This window comes from Modicisalibacter radicis (genome assembly GCF_900961225.1).
Classification (GTDB): Bacteria; Pseudomonadota; Gammaproteobacteria; order Pseudomonadales; family Halomonadaceae; genus Modicisalibacter.
Genome location: NZ_CAAHFN010000048.1, coordinates 51,946 through 69,782 on the forward strand (window position 1 = coordinate 51,946; position 17,837 = coordinate 69,782).

The following is a 17,837-nucleotide window of genomic DNA, read 5'->3' on the forward strand; positions in this document are numbered from 1 at the left end:
CCGCCGCATGACCCAGACCCCCGCCTCAGTGCGGGGGTCTGGCGTTGGGGCCCGTGGCTATCGACAATGGCCCAACCGCTATCCAGGAAACGCTCATGCTCGACCAGCCGCTCTACACTCAGGACACGATCGCTGCGCTGGCCACGCCCCCCGGACGTGGCGGCGTGGGCATCATCCGCGTCTCAGGGCCCGCCTGCCAGGCGATCGCCGAGAAGGTGCTGGGTCGCTGCCCGGCGCCCCGGCACGCCTTATACGGCGCTTTCACGGGGGCCAGCGGCCAGGCCATCGACGAAGGTATCGCGCTGTATTTCCCCGGCCCGCATTCGTTCACCGGCGAAGACGTGCTCGAACTCCACGGCCATGGAGGCACGGTGCTCATGGACCTGCTGCTCGAGCGCTGCGTCACCCTGGGCGCCCGGCTGGCCCGCCCGGGCGAGTTTTCCGAGCGCGCCTTTCTCAACGACAAGCTGGACCTGGCCCAGGCCGAGGCGATTGCCGACCTGATCGATGCCAGTTCCCGCGCCGCCGCGGAAAACGCTCTGCGTTCGCTGCAGGGGGAGTTCTCCAGCCGGGTCGCCAGCCTGGTGGAGCGCCTGATCGAGCTGCGCATGTATGTCGAGGCGGCGATCGATTTCCCCGAGGAGGAGATCGACTTCCTCGCCGATGGCCGGGTCGCCGCCAAGCTCGGCGAAGTGCAGGACGACCTCGCCGCGGTCCGCCAGGCGGCCGGCCAGGGTGCGCTGATGCGCGAAGGCATGAACGTGGTGATCGCCGGTCGACCCAACGCCGGCAAGTCGAGCCTGCTCAACGCACTCACCCAGCAGGAAACCGCCATCGTCACGGAGATCGCCGGCACCACCCGCGACGTCCTGCGCGAGCATATTCATCTCGACGGCATGCCGTTGCACGTCATCGACACCGCCGGTCTGCGCGACACCCCGGACGCCGTCGAGAAGATCGGTGTGGCCCGGGCCTGGGCGGAGATCGAGAAGGCCGACCGGGTACTGTTGCTGGTCGACGCCACCACGGGCGAGGCAACCGATCCGATGGCCATCTGGCCGGAGTTCGTTTCACGACTGCCCGACCCGGGTCGATTGACGCTGGTGCGCAACAAGATCGACAGCAGCCAGGAACCGCCCGGAGTGGAGTTATCCACAACCCCGCCGGTCGTCCGTCTGTCCGCCAAGACCGGACAGGGTGTGGACAGTCTCAAGGACCACTTGAAATCGATCATGGGCTACTCGACCACCGCCGAAGGTCGTTTCTCGGCCCGGCGACGCCATCTTGACGCGCTTGATCGGGCCGAACGAGCCTTGAGCAATGGTGAAGCCCAGCTTCAGGGTTACGGCGCCGGCGAACTGCTGGCCGAGGACCTGCGCGAAGCTCAGCAGGCACTGGGGGAAATCACCGGCGAGTTCAGTGCCGACGAACTGCTCGGCAAGATATTCGGCGAGTTCTGCATCGGCAAGTGAGCGCTATTCCGCGACCCACCAGCCGGCTCGCTGACGTGCCTGCGGCCCGAACCGGGGCATAAGGCAGTCCAGCGCGCTCTCGAGTTCGTCGCCTAGGCCCCAGGGCGGGTTGAGCACCAGCAAGCCACTGCCGTACATGCCGTGCGTCGCGCTATCCAGGCCGCGCACCTCGAACTCGCTGCGCCAGACCTTGCGTATGTCGGCCTTGCGTACCGCCTCGAGCAGCGCCGCGTGGCGCCCCGCCGGGAGCAGCGGGTACCAGACCATGACCACGGCATGGCGAACCTTGCGTGCAACGAAACGCAGCGATTCGGCGACTTCGAGATATTCCGCCTTGCGCTCGTAGCTGGGATCGACCAGCACGCACAGGCGGGGTGTGGCGACCGGCAACACGCGCTGCAAGCCGGCCAGGCCATCGCCGTGAATTCGCCTCGCCTCTCCTGGCAGCGGCTGGCCCTCGAGGCATCCATGCTCGCCGGGGTGCAGCTCGAAGAGCGACAACCGGTCGTGGCTTCTCAGCGCCTGGGCCAGCCACCAGGGCGAGCCGGGATAATGGCTCAGCGTCTTCATGGAGGCAGGCTGCAGGCGCTGCAGGGCCGCCAACCAGGCATCCAGCAATTCGTTGCGCCCCGAGAGCGCCTGGCGTCCCGCCCATAGCGCACCCACGCCCGACTCATACTCCTTGAGCTTCTGCGTCTCGGGCTCGGCGAGCCGATACAAGCCACGGCCGGCATGCGTGTCTATATACGTAACGGATGATTTCTTACGTAATAAATGGCGGGTCAGGGAAAAAAGCGCCAGATGCTTGTGTACGTCGGCAAAATTGCCGGCGTGATAGGCATGTTGGTAAGCAAGCATGTGCCATCCTACGTAAAGAGCCCATCGCTGATGAAGGCAATGGGCTCGTTGGGCAATCGCTGCCGTTACTGCTGCTGCTGTATCGGCGTCACGGTGATTTCGACGCGACGGTTCTGGGCTCGACCCTGCTCGGTATCGTTGCTGGCGACCGGCTGGCTTTCGCCATGACCGACCCGGCTGAGGCGCTGGCTTTCGACCCCACCCTGAACCAGGTAGTCGCTGACCGCAGCGGCTCTGCGCTCGGACAAACGCTGATTGTAGTCCTCGGCGCCGGTGCTGTCGGTGTAGCCCGCGACGGTGATGCGTGTTTCCGGGTACTGGCGGAGCACGGCAGTCACGTCGTTGAGCGCCTGGCGCGCCTCGCCGGACAACTCGCTGGAGTCGACACCGAAGGTCACCTGGTTGGGCATGTTGAGAACGATGTCGTTGCCCTGGCGCTCGACACCGATGCCGGTGCCCTGCAGGCGCTCGCGCAGCTGCTCTTCCTGGCGATCCATATAGTAACCGATGCCACCGCCGGCCGCGGCGCCCACCGCCGCGCCGATGGCGGCGTGGTCGCGACGGCTCGTGGCACTATCGCCACTCAGCAAGCCGGCCACCGCACCGACCGCGGCGCCGATGCCGGCCCCGGTCGTGGTATTGCTGCGCTGGGAGTCACCGGTCTGGGAGTTGTTCGTGCTACACCCGCCGAGTGCCAGTAGACTCGCCAGCGGTATGGCCATCCAGAGTCGCTTATCAATCATCCTGAACAAAGCTCCTGTCTCCTCGATTCGATTGTCGCTCGCAGAGGTTTCACTCGGGTTCATCGAGCATGCCCAGCAAGTCGTTCAAGAATAACAGACCCGTAGGGGTCGCCTGCAGCCGCTCGCAGGAATCCACCAGGAGTCCTTTTTTCCGCGCCTGTTGCAGATGAGGTCCCAGCACGGTGAGTGAACGCCCCGTGTGGGCCGGCCATAGCGACAGCGGAACGCCGTCCACCAGGCGCAGTGCATTCATGGCGAACTCGAGCGGTAGCTCGTCGGCCTCGACCCGGCGACGCCCGGCGATGAAGCCCCGGGGGTCGTCGCAGCGCCGCAGGTAGGCCTCAGGCTGACGACTCTTCCAGCGCCGCTCCACGATCAGCTCGGCCTGTTCGTTCCAGGCGCTCAGCTTGCCATGGGCTCCCGCACCGATCCCCAGATAATCGCCGAACTGCCAATAATTGAGATTGTGCCGGGAAATCCTGCCCGCTCGGGCATAGGCGGATATTTCGTAACGAACCAGGCCCGCGGCCTCGAGGCGTTCATGGCCGGCGTCCTGGATCGCCCAGAGCGTCTCGTCATGTGGCAACAGCGGCGGGTGAACGTAGAACTCCGTATTGGGCTCCAGGGTCAGTTGATACCAGGAGAGATGTTCCGGTGCCAACGACAGGGCCTGGTCAATGTCGGCCAGGGCCAACTCGATAGTCTGCCCCGGCAGGCCATGCATCAGATCCAGGTTGATGTTGTCGAAACCCGCGCGCCGCGCGCAACCCACGGCGTGGAAGGCTTCGTCACCGCTATGGATGCGCCCCAGCTCCGCCAGTTGGGCAGGCTGAAAGCTCTGGATCCCCAGCGAAAGACGGTTGATGCCAGCCTCGCGGAAGCCCTCGAAGCGCGCCTGTTCCACGGTGCCGGGGTTGGCTTCCAGAGTGATTTCGCAATCCTCGTGCAATGCCACTCGCCGCCGCACCCCTTCGAGCAAGCGCCGAAAGAAGTCGGGCGACATCAAACTCGGCGTACCGCCGCCGATGAAGATGCTTTGCACCTGACGACCACCCACCAGAGCGATATCGTCCTCCAGGTCCGCGAGGAGCGCCGCCAGGTAGTCCTGCTCCGGCAACTCGGTATCGCGGCCGACCCCATGGGAATTGAAATCGCAGTAGGGGCACTTGCGCACGCACCACGGAACATGAATGTATAGAGAAAGCGAGGGTAGCGATACCATCAAGACAACTGCTCCAGAAGCGCACGCAGCGCGCGCCCCCGATGGCTGAGTTGATTCTTTTCTCCAGCGCTCAGTTCGGCAGCGCTCATCCCCCGTTCAGGTACCCAGAACAACGGGTCATAGCCGAAACCGCCCTCGCCCCGCGGATGCGCCAGTATCTCGCCCGGCCAACTCGCCTGGACGATGCCCGGCACCGGGTCTTCGGCGTGACGCAGCCATACCAGTACACACCAGTAACTGGCCGTACGCCGGCCTTCGGGAACATCCACCAACGCTTCCAGCAGTTTGCGGTTATTGGCCTCGTCGCTTCTGGGCTCGCCGGCGTAACGGGCCGAATGGATGCCCGGCGCCCCACCCAGCGCGTCCACCGCCAGGCCGGAATCGTCGGCCAACGCCGGCCGGCCACTGATACGGCAGGCGTGGCGTGCCTTGATCAGGGCATTTTCCAGAAAGGTCAGCCCCGTCTCATCGGCCTCACTGACGTCATACTCGCTTTGCGGGTCTAGCTGGTAGCCCAGCGGCTCCAGCAGTTGCCGAAACTCGCTCAGCTTGCCGGTGTTGCCGCTAGCCAGTACCAGGGGGTTTTCCATGTGCTTACGCTCTTGAATGGGTCTATACCCATTCTAAAGGCCGAGAGGCTTGATCGCGAACAGCTTTCGGGTAGCAATGACCGGGCGGAAAAGGACCGCATATCTAATCATTTTGACATTAGAAAACTAATTCATGACTAACTAAAAAACACTAGTCAAAAAACACTACCCGCCCGGTTTTTCCACTACCCGTTTTTTGTCTCTCTGGAAAAGAGTCATTAGGTTGACAAAAAAGAATTTGAAAAATATGGGGATTATTAAAATATCTATAAAAAACTTGTTGCATATTCTTATATTGCATAAACCTAGCCTTGTAACTTAACTTTACAAAAACACAAAAAAGAACAACGCTCAGTCAAGCCTAAGCATGAGGGCGCAGGGACAGCATTAAAACTCAAGAATCGGCCCATACTTCAGGAGCAACAAAAATGAGCCAAGGGAACGCAACGATCCTGCTAGTCACCGACTGCAATCCACAAACCCAGCTGTTCATGGAATACATCGCCGAGCGTCTGGACTGCCAGATATCGGCGGTGGCGCCACACGACATACAAGAGGGCCTCGAAAGCGGCAAGACCCTGGTGCTCCTGGATGCCGATCATGTCGATGAGAGCAGCATGCAGCAGTGGCATACCAAGGCCGCCGAGAGCGAGTCCATGACCCTGGCGGCGATCAATCTGCGCGATGAGGATCATGCCGCCGACGTACTCTCTTCACTGCACTTGAAGGGCGTTTTCTATCGTCGCGACAGTATGGCACTGATCTGCAAGGGTATCGGTACCTTGTTGGACGACGACCTGTGGATGTCCCGCTCACTGATGACGCGGTTGATCGAATTCTACCGCCGACAGCAGCTCAATGCCTATCGACCCGTGTGTGGCCTGACCCATCGTGAGCTCGAGATCATCGGGCTGCTCGGTTCCGGCGCGTCGAACACCGAAATAGCCGACAAGCTGTTCGTCAGTGAACACACCGTCAAGTCGCACCTGTACAACATCTTCCGCAAGATCAAGGTGCACAACCGCATCCAGGCGATGAACTGGGCGCGACAGAATCTGGGCGCCCCTCCGCCCAGTCCCGTCAAGTCACAGCGTCGGTGACGGTCATGTCGCGCGCCAACTCGCCGATTGCCCTGGTTGTCGTCATGGTGATGCTTACCGCGACGTCATGGGCGCAGGACGTGAACATTCCGGATCCACAACGCGCCGCATCAGAGCAAAATGACACGCCCGAAGGAAAAGACGGCCCCGTACTCGACGACTCCTACAAGCCTCATAGCTCCGCGAGTCTCAGTGGCCTATTGATAGATCGCACGATAACAATGATCGGCAAGACTTTCTTTCGGCAATTCAGCCAGAGACGACTGGACAGCTTATTGCTGAGCGATGTAAGCCTCATCGTCCATGAAAGGCCTTCGGCACGTTGGGGCAGCTTGATCTGGATCGCCGAAGACAATCGCATACTTTATCAGGCGACACTCCCGCCAAGGCTGAGCGATGTCGATCAGTACGCTACCGCTGCCGTGGAACAGGTCGAGCAACTCCATTTGCAGCGAAAAATAATGCAAGCCCTGGAAAACAACGGCGACCTGGCTGGCGATGAATGGTGACCAGGCCCGGATCGAGACACGCGAGGAACGAACCATGAGAGCATCCCCACTTATTCTGGCAATAATGCTGACCAGCAGTCCGCTATACGCGGGGGAATTGATCTATCAGCCAATCAACCCCTCCTTTGGTGGCGACCCATTGAATGGCAACTACTTGCTTAACAAGGCTCAATCCCAGGATGACAACGAAGATCCGGACGCGCTTGATTATGGAAGTTTCAGTGAGTCCGACCTGTTTCTCCAGGATCTGCGTAGTTCATTGACCAATGATGCCATCGAAGATGCCTTGAACAACGGCACGAACAGCACCATTGACAGCTCCAACCTGAACATCAAGGTTACCAGTCTCCAAGGTGGCGGCTTCGAAATGCTGATACTCAACAAACAGACCGGTGAAAGAACAACCGTCAGATTCGGCACGCCCAGCCTCTGAGGAGATGCGCAACAATGAAAATTATCGCAACTGGCCTGGTCACTTGCACGCTGCTGCTTTCGGGCTGTACTGGCATGGTCACCAATGTCGAAGGACTTGAAGAGGCACCCGCTACGCTGATGCCTCGCTCGGGCACCTATAGCGATCTCATAAGCCTACCGCAGCCGAGCGCGAAAATTTACGCGGCCGTTTATGATTTCCGTGATCAGACCGGGCAATACAAGCCACAACCGGCAAGTACGTTCTCCACCGCGGTAACCCAGGGCGGTGCAGCCATGTTGAGCGGGGCTCTGGCCGACTCGGGCTGGTTCATTCCACTCGAAAGGGTCGGGCTACAGAACCTGCTGACCGAACGCAAGATCATCCGCGCCAACCTCGAACGCACGGGACGCACCGACGACCTCAATTCGCTCAATGCCGCACGCGTACTGCTGGAAGGGGGGATCATCGCCTATGACTCGAACGTCCGCACAGGAGGGGCCGGAGCCGAGTACTTCGGTATTGGCGCTTCCGGTAAATACCAAGTAGACCAGGTCACGGTCAATCTTCGAGCCATCGATATCGCTACGGGCGAAGTGCTAGGCAACGTGACCACCAGCAAGACGATTTTTTCGCACGAATTGAGGGCGGGGGTGTACCGTTTCATCGATTTCAAGAGATTACTGGAAGGGGAAATCGGCTATACCAACAATGAACCGGTACAAATGGCCGTCATGTCGGCTATCGAATCCTCAGTGATCCATCTCATTGCACGTGGTATACAGAACGGGCTCTGGACACTTGCCGATCCGGCGCAGATCGACGATCCGATTCTCAGTGCCTATCTCGAAGCGCCCACGCCCATGCTGTAGTTACCGACGCCGCCTATCTCGAGCGCCCTTTACGGGCGCTTTTTGCATAGCGCCGCCGACAAGTCAAAAAACTGGAAACTCGTATTCTATTGGCAGACGGGAGTCATGCCACGAATCCATTTCGCATTAAATTCGTGACATGTCTTTTGATGAATCAGTCCATTAAATGCTTTGCCCCGTAAATTAGATAATTCATCTGCAACTTAATTTTTTCTTCCTATAGCGCAAAATCGTAAAGGTATCAGAATGTAAACAAATGATAACGCCAGGACACGAAATGAAATACTTACTCTTGCTTGCTTGCCTCCTGGTAACGCCGACCGTCTTCGGGAACGACTTGGCCATCGGCTCTGAGCTTGAAGGTAACAGGGCTTCTGCAGGCTCGAACAGCGCCGTCATCCACCAGGTTGGCACTTCGAATCGTGCCATCAGTATCCAGGGCGGCCACGGGAACAGCGCTACTATCGCGCAATTGGGCCAGAGCAACCGGGCATCGGTTCGCCAAGGTGCCTATGGCAACGAGGCCGCCATATTGCAGTCGGGCGGTTATCTACGCGCCGACATCACGCAGAGCGGTGCCAGCCACAACGCCAGTATCGTTCAGGAAGGGTACGACAAGGAGGCCACCATCAACCAGTTGGGAGTTTCAGGCGCTGCCGCCGTACTTCAACTGGGTGGCGATCATACCCCGATCAGCGTGACTCAGTTTTCTCGGGGGCGAGCCAGTATCCAGGTGATTCAACACTAGCCCGCCAACGGAATATCTGGAGCGGTAACGACAGGATGTCGACCACGAAAGCAACCGTAGAACACAACACCATAGCAAAAGAAGGGAACACACCATGAAACTTAAAATGACGCTGTTGGCCGCCGCTATCGCGCTATCCACCAATGCCATGGCCAATAACGAATCCAGCATCGAACAGACGGGTTTCGGCAACCATGCCGATGCCACTCAATATTCGGGCTGGTTCGGTGGCAATAACGACTCCACCATCGAGCAGGACGGAGGCAACAACCAGGCCTCGGCCCTGCAAAGCGGTCTGCGCAACGAAGCCACCCAATTGCAGGAAGGTTGGGGCAACCGTTCCCAAGTCTCTCAGCGTGACGCGTTCAACGAAGCCGTCGTCAACCAGAGCGGCATCAACAACGAGTCCCAGGTCGCCCAGGAAGGGCGCAATAGCGCGGCCATGGTGAACCAGAATGGCTATTACAACACCTCATCGGTCTATCAGGCCGGGGGCGATTACGCCGCGGTGACCCAGGACGGCCAGGGCAACGATTCCGACGTCACCCAGACCGGTCGCGACGATGTCGCGCTCGTCACCCAGACCGGAAGCTACCACGATTCCTCGGTCGAGCAGGGCGGCCACGACAACTACGCCAAGATCGAGCAGAGCGGTTTCGATCAGGATTCCACGGTCACCCAGCGTGGCCAGGATAACGCCGCCACCGTCTACCAGTCCGGTGCCCACAACGACTCCACCATCTCCCAGCGTGACGAGAACAACTACGCCACGGTGTCGCAGTCCGGATTCGGCCAGTCCTCCGATATCTACCAGAGCGGTGAGAGCAACTTCGCCGAAACGGCCCAGAGCGGTTTCAACAACGATGCCACGGTCGAGCAGACCGGCTGGGATGGCGACTCCTACATTACCCAGAGCGGTTACAACGACATGGCCAGCGTTACCCAGGACGGTGTGGGTAACGAATCGACCATCACGCAAGGCGCGCTGGGCGGCTTCGTCGGCAGCATGATGAGCATGGCCGCCAACAACGCGACCGTGGTTCAGCATGGTTACAACAATGCTTCCACGGTCACTCAGACTGGCGGCGGCAACGTGGCCAACGTCTACCAGTACTAAGACCCGACGTTTATCGAACCGAAGGGACGTCGTTGAAGAGCCCCGCGCAAGCGGGGCTTTTCTCGTGGCGCCATGGCGGCTACTGCAAGCGCAGGCGTTCCTGAATCAGTCCCACCAGGGTGAGGTTGGCGTTGTCGGCTGTCGTATCCAGATGGACCAGATGCAGCCGCTCATCGTCGTCGAAGACCTCGAAATCGCGCTGCTGGCGTTCGAGCACGGCCAGTCCCGCCTCCGAGGGATCGCCCCCGCGCTGCGCGCGCTTGATGATGCGCCCACGCAACGTCTCCTCGTCGGCCTCGAAGCTGACCATCAGTATCGGCAAGCCACGGCCTTCCGCCTGGTGGCGCAGCAGCTCGCGCTGCTCGCGTTTCAGGCAAGTGGCATCGATGCACACCGGGAAACCGGCCTCCAGCAGGATGCCGCTCAGCCGTGCCAGGCGCCGATAGGTCTGTCCGGTGGCCTCGGCCGAGTAGATATCCACACCCGCCCGGTCGGTTGCGGCCTGTGGATCGAAACCGAACAGCCGCTTGCGCTCGACATCCGAACGCAGGCGGATCCCGCCCAGGCGCTGGACCATCTCGCCGGTGAAGCGGCTCTTTCCACTGCCCGACACGCCCACGCCGATCACCAGGTAGGGAAAGTTGAATTCGGCGTACTGTTCGGCAAGGGTAATGTAGCGCCGGTAATCGGCCATGATCGCCTGACGGTCGACCGGATGCAGTTCCGGATTGTGATAGCGCAGCATCGCCACCTTGGCCCGCACCAGCGCTCGGTAAAGCTTGTAGAACGGCAACAGCCGCACCAGCGTGTGATCGCCCGACAATTCCAGATAGCGGTTCAAGGCATGATTGGCGAACGCCCGCTCGCCACGCGCCTCGAGATCCATGAGCAGGAAGGCAAGATCGCTGCCGACATCGTTCCAGCGCAGTTCATCGTTGAACTCGATACCGTCGAAGAGCAGCGCCTGGCCTTCATGCTGGACGGCATTGCCCAGATGGACGTCACCGTGGGTCTCGCGTACGTAGCCTTCCCGGTGTCGCCGGTCGAACTCGCCGGCCAGTCGCTCCAGGGCCTCCGCCACCCAGGTTCTGAGATGCTCGAGGCGGCGCTGATCGGCGCCACTCGACAGTCGCGCTTCGATCAGTTCGAACTCGCGCTCGAGGATCGCCTGCAGCGCGTCGCGCGAACCGTGATCGTTTTCGGCGTGAAGGCGCTCGGCGCCTTCATGAAACGCCACCAGCTGATCGATCAGATCGTCGAGCAATTCCAGCGAGAGTTCGCCGCTGGCCTGCAGATGGCTGAAGAGATGCCGGTTACTGAACTGGCGCATCTTCACCGCGTACTCGAAGGGTGCGCTGTCATCGTTGACCCGGGGTTGTCGAGCATCGCCGGACAGCGCCACCACGCCGAGGTACAGGTTAGGCGCCAGGCGGCGGTTGAGGCGCACCTCCTGCTCGCAGAAACGCTGGCGCTTCTCGCGGGTGGAAAAGTCCAGGAAACTGCCGTAGTCGAGGGGCTTCTTGATCTTGTAGGCGAAGTCGCCGGTCAGCACGATCCACGAAATATGCGTTTCGAAGACCTCGATGGCCGTGACCGGATGGTCATAGCAAGCGGGGTCCTTGAGGGCATCGATCATTACCTGGCTCACGGCAGTCTCCCGACAGTCTATAAACGGTTCAGTTGGCCATTCCGGCAAAAACGCGCTCCGCGGCATCCAGCGTCCCCCGGATATCCTCATCGCCGTGGGCGCTCGACATGAAGCCGGCCTCGAAGGGCGAGGGCGCCAGGTAAACGCCATGGTCGAGCATCGCGGTGAAGAAGCGGCGGAACTGACCGGCGTCGCAGGCGGTCGCCTGGGCGAAGTTCTCGACCCTGGACTGGCCGGTGAAGAAGATCCCGAACATGCCCCCGGCACGCTGGGTGATCAATTCGATGCCGGCCTCGGCGGCACGCTGCTCGAGCCCGTCGCACAAGCTCGCTACCCGGGCGGCCAATGTCTCGTGGAAGCCGGGTTCGCGCACCTTGCCGAGCAGGGCGATCCCGGCAGCCATGGCCAGCGGATTGCCGGATAGCGTGCCGGCCTGATAGACCGGCCCCAGTGGCGAGATCTGCGACATGATCTCGTGCCGGCCGCCAAACGCGCCCACCGGCATGCCGCCACCGACGATCTTGCCCAGGCAGGTCAGGTCCGGCGTCACCGCATAGTGGGCCTGGGCGCCGCCGAGCGCGACGCGAAAGCCGGTCATCACCTCATCGAAGATCAGCACGCTGCCGTACTGATCACAGCGCTCGCGCAGCGCCTCGAGAAAGCCCGGCCGCGGCGGGATGCAGTTCATGTTGCCGGCCACCGGCTCGACGATCAGCCCGGCGACCTGGTCGCCGATCTCGGCGAAGCAGGCGTCCAGCGCGTCAATGTCGTTATAGGGCAAGGTGATGGTGTGCTCGGCGAGCGAGGCGGGGATGCCCGGCGAACTCGGCTCGCCGTGGGTCAGCGCGCCCGAGCCGGCCTTGACCAGCAGCGAGTCGGTGTGACCGTGATAGTTGCCCTCGAACTTGACGATCTTGTCGCGGCCGGTATAGCCACGCGCCAGGCGTACCGCCGACATCGTCGCCTCGGTACCGGAATTGACCATCCGGACCATGTCGATCGACGGGATGATCTCGCAGATCAGGTCCGCCATGGTGGTTTCGATGGCGGTCGGCGTGCCGAACGACAGGCCGGCGTCGAGTCGCTCGCGCACCGCGCCGAGCACCTCGGGGTCGGCATGACCGGTGATCATCGGCCCCCAGGAGCCCACGTAATCGATGTAGCGCTTGCCCTCGACGTCGAACAGATAGGCGCCCTGGGCGCGTTCCATGAACAACGGGGGGCGATCCATGCCCTTGAAGGCCCGGACCGGAGAATTCACGCCGCCGGGGATGTGCCGGCAGGCCCGTTCGAAGAGTTCGGCGGAAGTGGTCATGTCGGCCTCGCGTCAGATTTGTGGATAACTCTCTGGACAGTTGGAATAACTTGCCGTTGGCAGCTTGTGGATAAGCTATGCATAGCCGGCATGGCGACGCAGTCGGGCAACGCGCTCGGCCGGGTCGTCACCGCCGAATACCGCATGTACCGTCGCCAGAAGGTCGCCACCGGCACGCCGCACCCTGGCCACATTGTCGACGTCCAGTCCGCCGATCGCCACCCGCGGCAGGCCGAAGCGCGCCGCTTCATCGAGCAGTTCGAGCGGTGCGGGCGCTGCCTCGGGTTTGGTATGCGAGGCGAAAAAGCGGCCGAAGGCCAGATAGCTGGCCCCCTCCGCCGTAGCCTGCTCGGCGATGGCCAGACTGGCATAGCAGCTGGCGCCGATGATCGGTTCGCTACCCAGTACGCGACGCGCCTCGCGCAGCGAGCCATCCTCTTCGCCGAGATGCAGGCCGACGCCGTCGAAGCCCGCCTCGCGCAAGTCATGCGCCAGGGCAAGGTCGTCATTGATGATCAGGGGGACCCCGAAACGCCGGCACAGGGCGGCCAGCGCACGCGATTGCCGCAGGCGTCGTGCCTCGTCGGAGGACTTGTCGCGGTACTGCAGCAGCGCCAGACCGCCCTGCAATGCCGCCTCGCAAGCGGCAAGCAGGCGCGCATCATCCGGCAACAGGCCGTTGTCGGTGATTGCGTAGATACCCTGTCGCCAGCTCATTGGCCATCCTCCTCGGCGATGAAGGGCGCCGGCTGCTGCCACAGCCGGCGCGGCAACGCCTGGCCGTTGCCCGGTCGCCAGCCATGGCGCAGGCTTTGCCAGGCAAAGCGCTGCGCCTGTTCGCAAGCGCTTACCAACCTCTCGCCCGCCGCCAGACGAGCGGCCAGGGCAGAAGCCAGGGTGCAGCCGGAGCCATGATAGCGGTTCGCCAGGCGCGGCCATTGCCACTGCCGGCTGTTGTCGGGGGTATGCAGGGTGTGCACCACCTGGTCGGCGGCGGTGCCGGGGGCCGGCTCGTCGGTAGCGGTGATCAACAGCGCCTGGCAACCCAACGACAGCAGTTCGACGACGCGCTCGACATCGTCGTTCTGCCCGCCGGCCAGCCGCGCCAGTTCGTGTCGATTGGGCGTCAGCACATCGACCAGCGGCAGCAGGCGACGGCGCAGATCGTCGATCAGCTCGCGCGAACTCAACTCGCTGCCGCCGCCGGCGCTGAGCACCGGGTCGACCACCACCGGCACCCCGGGACAGGCGCGGACCACATCCTCCACGGCATCCAGCGTTTCCTCGGCGGCGATCAACCCCACCTTGATCGCCGCGACCTCGAACTCGTCGAGTAGCGGCCAGACCATGTCGCGCACGCTATCGGCCGGGCAGGGCATGACTCGCAGTACATCGCGGGTGGTCTGCACCGTGAGGCTGGTCGGCACGGTCAGCGCCCAGCCGCCGCAGGCGGCTATCGCCTCGGCATCGGCGATCAGCCCGGCGCCGCCGGTGGGGTCGTGACCGCCCAGCGCGAGCACCACGGGAAGCTTGGCATGCTGCATCAGAACGGTTTCACCACGGCCAGGATGAGGATCAGCACCAGCGCAATGGTCGGTGCCTCGTTGAAGACCCGGAAGAAGCGCTCCGACTTCGTGCAGGTGCCTGTCATAAAGCGCTTCATGTAGACCAGGCACATATGGTGGTAGCCGATCAACGCGACGACCAGCAATAGCTTGACGTGCAGCCACCCCTGATTGAGGAAGCCCGGAATCATGTACAGCAGCCAGCCACCGAACACCACCACGGCGATCATCGACGGGGTCATGATCGCGCGATACAGCTTGCGCTCCATCACCTTGAAATAGTCGATGGCCTGGGCATCGCCCCTGTCGCGTGCCTGGGCATGGTAGACGAACAGCCGCGGCAGGTAGAAAAGCGCCGCGAACCAGGTCACCACGGCCAGAAGGTGAAGGGCTTTTATCCATGGATACATGGCGTCTCCTCGATAGGACCCGTTGAATTCAGCGCTTGTAGCGGTAGTAGTTCTCGATGGCGCTGCGGGTGATGATACCGGAAATCTTCTGGATCATCGGCGCCGTGGTGTGCTGAACGTAGAGCGCGTCGACACCGTAGTCGTTGAGACGATCGAAGGCCTCGCTGAGCGTCGCCTGAAGATGGATGGGCGCCAGCTCGAGGCGCTGACCGGGAATCTCCAGCAGGTCGAGGCGGCTCTCCCTGAGCCACTGCTCGTCGAGCAGCGCCCGCGCCAGGTCGGCGGCCTTGAGCGCCAGCGGTGGCTCGTCCTCGCTGTCGCGGGTGATCACCAGCCAGATGGGCTTGTCGTCGAGCAGCTTGCGCGCCTGCTCCAGGGTTACCCTGCGCTGAGTGCGCACCACGCTGCGCTCCATCACCGCCGGCACCGCGACCCGCGACAGGGCCTGCATCAAGGGTTGCTGCAAGCGGTGCAGGCCGTGTTGCGTCTGGGTGACGAAGAAGCCCTGACACCCGCAGACCTGACGCGATGTGAGCATGGCTACAGAGACCGAGAGCATCCCCGGCAGGATGATATTGGGATTGTGGGTCAGCTCGAGCAGTGCCATCAGCGCTGCCAGCGGTGCCTGCAGTACGGCCCCCATCATCGCCGCCATGCCCAGCATGGCGTAGAACGCGGCATCGGAGGCGACCTGCGGCCACAGCCAGCCTCCCAGCATCCCGCACAGCGCACCTGCCGCGGCGCCGACCACCAGAACCGGGCCGATTATGCTGACCGACACGCCACAGGCGACCGCGCCGGCAGTCAGCAGCAGCTTTCCGACAGCGACGGCGATCAGCACGTCCGTGGCCACGCTACCGGTCAGCGTGGCACCCAGGGTGTCATAGCCCATTCCCTGGACCTGGGGATACCACCAGGCCACCGAGCCGACGGCCACGCCGACCATGGCCAGGCGCAACCAGCCGGGCACGGCCTCCAGATACGAGCTGCGCGCAACATGGACGAACAGACCGGCAAGAAGCCCGATGACCAGTGCCGTGAGGATGATCCACGGCAAGTTGATCAGCGACCCCAGGCTCACCGGTGGCACCTGGAAGGCCGGGTCGCTGCCGTAGACCAGCTGCGCGATCACGGCCCCCGTGCTCGATGCCAGGATCACCGGCAGGAAACCGGCCGTGGTGTATTCCATCAGCACCACTTCCATCGCGAAGATGACCCCGGCGATAGGCGTATTGAACGAAACCGAGATGCCTGCTGCCGTGCCACATCCCACCAGCACCCGCAGGCTGTTGTGGGGCAGACGCAGGCGCTGCCCAAGCCCGCTGGACGCCGCTGCGGCGAGATGGATGGCCGGCCCTTCGCGCCCCGCAGAGAGCCCGCCGATAACGGAAACTATGCCGATCCACCACTGGTTGATCCAGTTGCGTAGCGGAAAACGCCCCTGATGGTAGCTGAGCCGTTCGATCACATGGGCAATGCCGATCTTGCGTGCCTGGGGCGGCTGGCGCCACAGCCAGAGACCGATCAGGCTCACCGCCACGATCGGCGACAGCGAGCGCACATAGGGCGACAGCGCCTCGAAGGATTCGATGTTTCCGTGCGGCATCAGCAACCAGGCGCCCGCGCTGAGAAGCGACCGGAAGACGACCATCACAGCGCCGGTCAGCAGCCCCGAGGCGACCCCCAGCACGCAAAGCTGCGGCAGGGCATCGACGTTCGCCAGCTGGCGTCGAAAGCGGTCGAGACTCAGGTCGTAAAGGTGGCGCACGCCTCTGGGTTCCTCATGCCAGGAGATGCCGTCGCGCGCCTTCAAGGCAGCACGGCGGCGCGCAATCAGGATCATCATACCTGCATCGCCGCGCATCCGCTCAAGCGTCCGGCGGACCGGAGCCCGGCATCGCCCTCACAAAGTTGACCCTTTTGCTGGGGATTGTGGATAATTGCCGGAGTCACTCACGAAAATCCTGGAGGCCCCAATGAGCGGTGCCGCATCCTTCGCCCCCACGCCGCTGCTGCTGACCGATTCGGCGGTTCATCGCCTGCGTGCGCTGGCCGACGAGGAGGGCAACACGTCCCTCAAATTGCGTGTCTACGTCACCGGCGGCGGCTGCTCGGGCTTTCAATACGGCTTCGATTTCGCCGACAGCGTGGCCGACGACGACACCCTGATCGAGATCGACGATGTCGCCATGGTCGTCGACCCGCTGTCCTATCAGTACCTGGTCGGTTCGACCGTCGACTTCGAGGAAGGTCTGGCCGGGGCGCGCTTTCTGATCAAGAACCCCAACGCCACCTCGACCTGCGGCTGCGGTTCCTCGTTCATGGTCTGAATCGTCGATTCGTTCCTCGGCCCGGCTGCGTCCTGCGCCGGCCCTTTGCTTGACGCTTCCCCGGGAACTCGCCAAGGTAAACAGGCACGTTCCATGAACAATATTCGAATTTGGGGAACTTCATGAAAAACAATCTGCTTAAACAGGTTTCTCTGGGCTCGGCGCTGGCGCTCGGCGTCGGACTTTCCGCCGCGGTCCAGGCCGAGACCCTGCAGGCCGTGACCGATCCGAGTTTCGTGCCCTTCGAGATGATGGATCAGGAAAGCGGCGAAATGGTCGGCTTCGACATGGACATCCTGCATGCCATCGCCGAACGCGCCGGCTTCGAAGTCGACCTGCGCACCATGGACTTCAACGGCATCATCCCCGCCGTGCAGACCGGCAACGTCGATCTGGCCATCGCCGGCATCACCATCACCGAGGAACGCGAAGAGATCGTCGATTTCAGCGACCCCTACTACGATTCGGGGCTGCGCCTCCTGGTCGCCGCCAACAACGACGAGGTCCAGGAAGTCAGCGACCTCGAAGGCATGCGCGTGGGCACCAAGATCGGCTCCACCAGCTATGACTACCTGCAGGAAAACCTCGGCGACAGCGCCGAGATCACGCCCTACCCGGGCAGTTCCGACATGTACATGGCGCTGCTCGGCGGCAGCGTGGATGCCGTGTTCTACGACGCCCCCAACGTCGGCTACTTCGCCCAGACCAAGGGCGAAGGCCGGGTCAAGACCGTCGGCCCGCTCTATGAGGGCCAGCAGTACGGCATCGCATTCGCCGATGGCAGCGACTGGGTCGAGCCGGCCAACGAGGCACTCGCCGAAATGAAGGAAGACGGCACCTACGACGAAATCCACAAGAAGTGGTTCGGCGAAGCGCCCGATAGCCAGTAACAACGCGCCGTTTGTCACGGGGCCGGGTGGCCGAAG

General features: G+C 62.3%; 19 protein-coding genes. 9 read left to right on the plus strand and 10 right to left on the minus strand.

The features are described 5' to 3' along the window. Positions 1-95: 95 nt before the first annotated feature. The gene (gene mnmE, locus HR9077_RS03095) at positions 96-1,472 is read left to right on the plus strand and encodes a tRNA uridine-5-carboxymethylaminomethyl(34) synthesis GTPase MnmE (protein ID WP_136065014.1); all 1,377 of its coding nucleotides are present in this window, start codon (positions 96-98) and stop codon (positions 1,470-1,472) included. A 3-nt stretch (positions 1,473-1,475) separates the two neighbouring features. Here mnmE and HR9077_RS03100 read toward each other — a convergent pair whose 3' ends face one another. The 4 genes from HR9077_RS03100 to rdgB form a co-directional block, all read right to left on the minus strand. Next, positions 1,476-2,330 (minus strand): 23S rRNA (adenine(2030)-N(6))-methyltransferase RlmJ, encoded by an 855-nt coding sequence (locus HR9077_RS03100; protein WP_136065016.1) that lies wholly within the window; start codon positions 2,328-2,330, stop codon positions 1,476-1,478. Between the two features lie 65 nt (positions 2,331-2,395). Beyond that, positions 2,396-3,073 (minus strand): OmpA family protein, encoded by a 678-nt coding sequence (locus HR9077_RS03105; protein WP_136065018.1) that lies wholly within the window; start codon positions 3,071-3,073, stop codon positions 2,396-2,398. 49 nt (positions 3,074-3,122) lie between these two features. Then, positions 3,123-4,295, minus strand: coding sequence for a radical SAM family heme chaperone HemW (gene hemW / locus HR9077_RS03110; RefSeq protein WP_168380883.1), 1,173 nt, complete (start codon positions 4,293-4,295; stop codon positions 3,123-3,125). Beyond that, positions 4,295-4,885, minus strand: coding sequence for an RdgB/HAM1 family non-canonical purine NTP pyrophosphatase (gene rdgB / locus HR9077_RS03115; protein ID WP_136065022.1), 591 nt, complete (start codon positions 4,883-4,885; stop codon positions 4,295-4,297). Before rdgB ends, hemW begins: the two co-directional genes overlap by 1 nt. A 428-nt stretch (positions 4,886-5,313) precedes the next feature. Here rdgB and HR9077_RS03120 point away from each other — a divergent pair, with 428 nt between their 5' ends. From HR9077_RS03120 to HR9077_RS03145, 6 genes are all read left to right on the plus strand, one after another. Then, positions 5,314-5,985 (plus strand): LuxR C-terminal-related transcriptional regulator, encoded by a 672-nt coding sequence (locus HR9077_RS03120; RefSeq protein WP_136065024.1) that lies wholly within the window; start codon positions 5,314-5,316, stop codon positions 5,983-5,985. A 5-nt stretch (positions 5,986-5,990) separates the two neighbouring features. Further along, positions 5,991-6,494, plus strand: a complete 504-nt coding sequence (locus HR9077_RS03125) for a CsgE family curli-type amyloid fiber assembly protein (protein ID WP_136065026.1) — start codon at positions 5,991-5,993, stop codon at positions 6,492-6,494. Positions 6,495-6,528: 34 nt separating this feature from the next. Next, positions 6,529-6,927: a curli assembly protein CsgF gene (locus tag HR9077_RS03130; RefSeq protein WP_136065028.1), complete on the plus strand. Its 399-nt coding sequence runs from the start codon at positions 6,529-6,531 to the stop codon at positions 6,925-6,927. Positions 6,928-6,941: 14 nt separating this feature from the next. Further along, positions 6,942-7,778, plus strand: a complete 837-nt coding sequence (locus tag HR9077_RS03135) for a CsgG/HfaB family protein (RefSeq protein WP_136065030.1) — start codon at positions 6,942-6,944, stop codon at positions 7,776-7,778. 277 nt (positions 7,779-8,055) lie between these two features. After that, complete coding sequence (locus HR9077_RS03140; RefSeq protein ID WP_168380881.1) at positions 8,056-8,526, plus strand: curlin; 471 nt, start codon at positions 8,056-8,058, stop codon at positions 8,524-8,526. A 94-nt stretch (positions 8,527-8,620) separates the two neighbouring features. Then, entirely contained in the window at positions 8,621-9,643 is a 1,023-nt protein-coding gene (locus tag HR9077_RS03145) for a hypothetical protein (protein WP_136065034.1), read from the plus strand. Between the two features lie 79 nt (positions 9,644-9,722). Here the strand turns inward: HR9077_RS03145 and HR9077_RS03150 are convergent, their stop codons facing one another. The 6 genes from HR9077_RS03150 to HR9077_RS03175 all read right to left on the minus strand — a co-directional run bounded on the left by HR9077_RS03150 (position 9,723) and on the right by HR9077_RS03175 (position 16,427). Further along, positions 9,723-11,291 (minus strand): bifunctional aminoglycoside phosphotransferase/ATP-binding protein, encoded by a 1,569-nt coding sequence (locus HR9077_RS03150; RefSeq protein ID WP_136065036.1) that lies wholly within the window; start codon positions 11,289-11,291, stop codon positions 9,723-9,725. Between the two features lie 28 nt (positions 11,292-11,319). Beyond that, positions 11,320-12,606 carry a glutamate-1-semialdehyde 2,1-aminomutase gene (gene hemL / locus HR9077_RS03155; protein WP_136065038.1) on the minus strand — a complete coding sequence of 429 codons (1,287 nt, stop codon included), beginning with the start codon at positions 12,604-12,606 and terminating at the stop codon, positions 11,320-11,322. A 75-nt stretch (positions 12,607-12,681) separates the two neighbouring features. Then, on the minus strand, positions 12,682-13,323 hold the full coding sequence (thiE, locus tag HR9077_RS03160; protein ID WP_136065040.1) for a thiamine phosphate synthase: 642 nt from the start codon (positions 13,321-13,323) through the stop codon (positions 12,682-12,684). After that, on the minus strand, positions 13,320-14,150 hold the full coding sequence (gene thiD / locus HR9077_RS03165; RefSeq protein WP_136065042.1) for a bifunctional hydroxymethylpyrimidine kinase/phosphomethylpyrimidine kinase: 831 nt from the start codon (positions 14,148-14,150) through the stop codon (positions 13,320-13,322). Before thiD ends, thiE begins: the two co-directional genes overlap by 4 nt. Next, positions 14,150-14,581 (minus strand): protoporphyrinogen oxidase HemJ, encoded by a 432-nt coding sequence (hemJ, locus tag HR9077_RS03170; protein WP_136065044.1) that lies wholly within the window; start codon positions 14,579-14,581, stop codon positions 14,150-14,152. The genes thiD and hemJ overlap by 1 nt, the downstream gene beginning before the upstream one ends. A 28-nt stretch (positions 14,582-14,609) precedes the next feature. Next, entirely contained in the window at positions 14,610-16,427 is a 1,818-nt protein-coding gene (locus HR9077_RS03175; protein WP_244613004.1) for a chloride channel protein, read from the minus strand. A 130-nt stretch (positions 16,428-16,557) separates the two neighbouring features. Here HR9077_RS03175 and erpA point away from each other — a divergent pair, with 130 nt between their 5' ends. Further along, entirely contained in the window at positions 16,558-16,911 is a 354-nt protein-coding gene (gene erpA / locus HR9077_RS03180) for an iron-sulfur cluster insertion protein ErpA (RefSeq protein ID WP_136065046.1), read from the plus strand. Positions 16,912-17,033: 122 nt separating this feature from the next. Continuing rightward, positions 17,034-17,801 carry a transporter substrate-binding domain-containing protein gene (locus HR9077_RS03185; RefSeq protein ID WP_136065048.1) on the plus strand — a complete coding sequence of 256 codons (768 nt, stop codon included), beginning with the start codon at positions 17,034-17,036 and terminating at the stop codon, positions 17,799-17,801. Positions 17,802-17,837: the final 36 nt, after the last annotated feature.

Coding starts and splice junctions, on each gene's coding strand:
- mnmE (WP_136065014.1), top strand. CDS start 96: ATGCTCGACCAGCCGCTCTACACTCAGGACACGATCGCTGCGCTGGCC.
- HR9077_RS03100 (WP_136065016.1), bottom strand. CDS start 2,330: ATGCTTGCTTACCAACATGCCTATCACGCCGGCAATTTTGCCGACGTA.
- HR9077_RS03105 (WP_136065018.1), bottom strand. CDS start 3,073: ATGATTGATAAGCGACTCTGGATGGCCATACCGCTGGCGAGTCTACTG.
- hemW (WP_168380883.1), bottom strand. CDS start 4,295: ATGGTATCGCTACCCTCGCTTTCTCTATACATTCATGTTCCGTGGTGC.
- rdgB (WP_136065022.1), bottom strand. CDS start 4,885: ATGGAAAACCCCCTGGTACTGGCTAGCGGCAACACCGGCAAGCTGAGC.
- HR9077_RS03120 (WP_136065024.1), top strand. CDS start 5,314: ATGAGCCAAGGGAACGCAACGATCCTGCTAGTCACCGACTGCAATCCA.
- HR9077_RS03125 (WP_136065026.1), top strand. CDS start 5,991: ATGTCGCGCGCCAACTCGCCGATTGCCCTGGTTGTCGTCATGGTGATG.
- HR9077_RS03130 (WP_136065028.1), top strand. CDS start 6,529: ATGAGAGCATCCCCACTTATTCTGGCAATAATGCTGACCAGCAGTCCG.
- HR9077_RS03135 (WP_136065030.1), top strand. CDS start 6,942: ATGAAAATTATCGCAACTGGCCTGGTCACTTGCACGCTGCTGCTTTCG.
- HR9077_RS03140 (WP_168380881.1), top strand. CDS start 8,056: ATGAAATACTTACTCTTGCTTGCTTGCCTCCTGGTAACGCCGACCGTC.
- HR9077_RS03145 (WP_136065034.1), top strand. CDS start 8,621: ATGAAACTTAAAATGACGCTGTTGGCCGCCGCTATCGCGCTATCCACC.
- hemL (WP_136065038.1), bottom strand. CDS start 12,606: ATGACCACTTCCGCCGAACTCTTCGAACGGGCCTGCCGGCACATCCCC.
- thiE (WP_136065040.1), bottom strand. CDS start 13,323: ATGAGCTGGCGACAGGGTATCTACGCAATCACCGACAACGGCCTGTTG.
- thiD (WP_136065042.1), bottom strand. CDS start 14,150: ATGCAGCATGCCAAGCTTCCCGTGGTGCTCGCGCTGGGCGGTCACGAC.
- hemJ (WP_136065044.1), bottom strand. CDS start 14,581: ATGTATCCATGGATAAAAGCCCTTCACCTTCTGGCCGTGGTGACCTGG.
- HR9077_RS03175 (WP_244613004.1), bottom strand. CDS start 16,427: ATGATGATCCTGATTGCGCGCCGCCGTGCTGCCTTGAAGGCGCGCGAC.
- erpA (WP_136065046.1), top strand. CDS start 16,558: ATGAGCGGTGCCGCATCCTTCGCCCCCACGCCGCTGCTGCTGACCGAT.
- HR9077_RS03185 (WP_136065048.1), top strand. CDS start 17,034: ATGAAAAACAATCTGCTTAAACAGGTTTCTCTGGGCTCGGCGCTGGCG.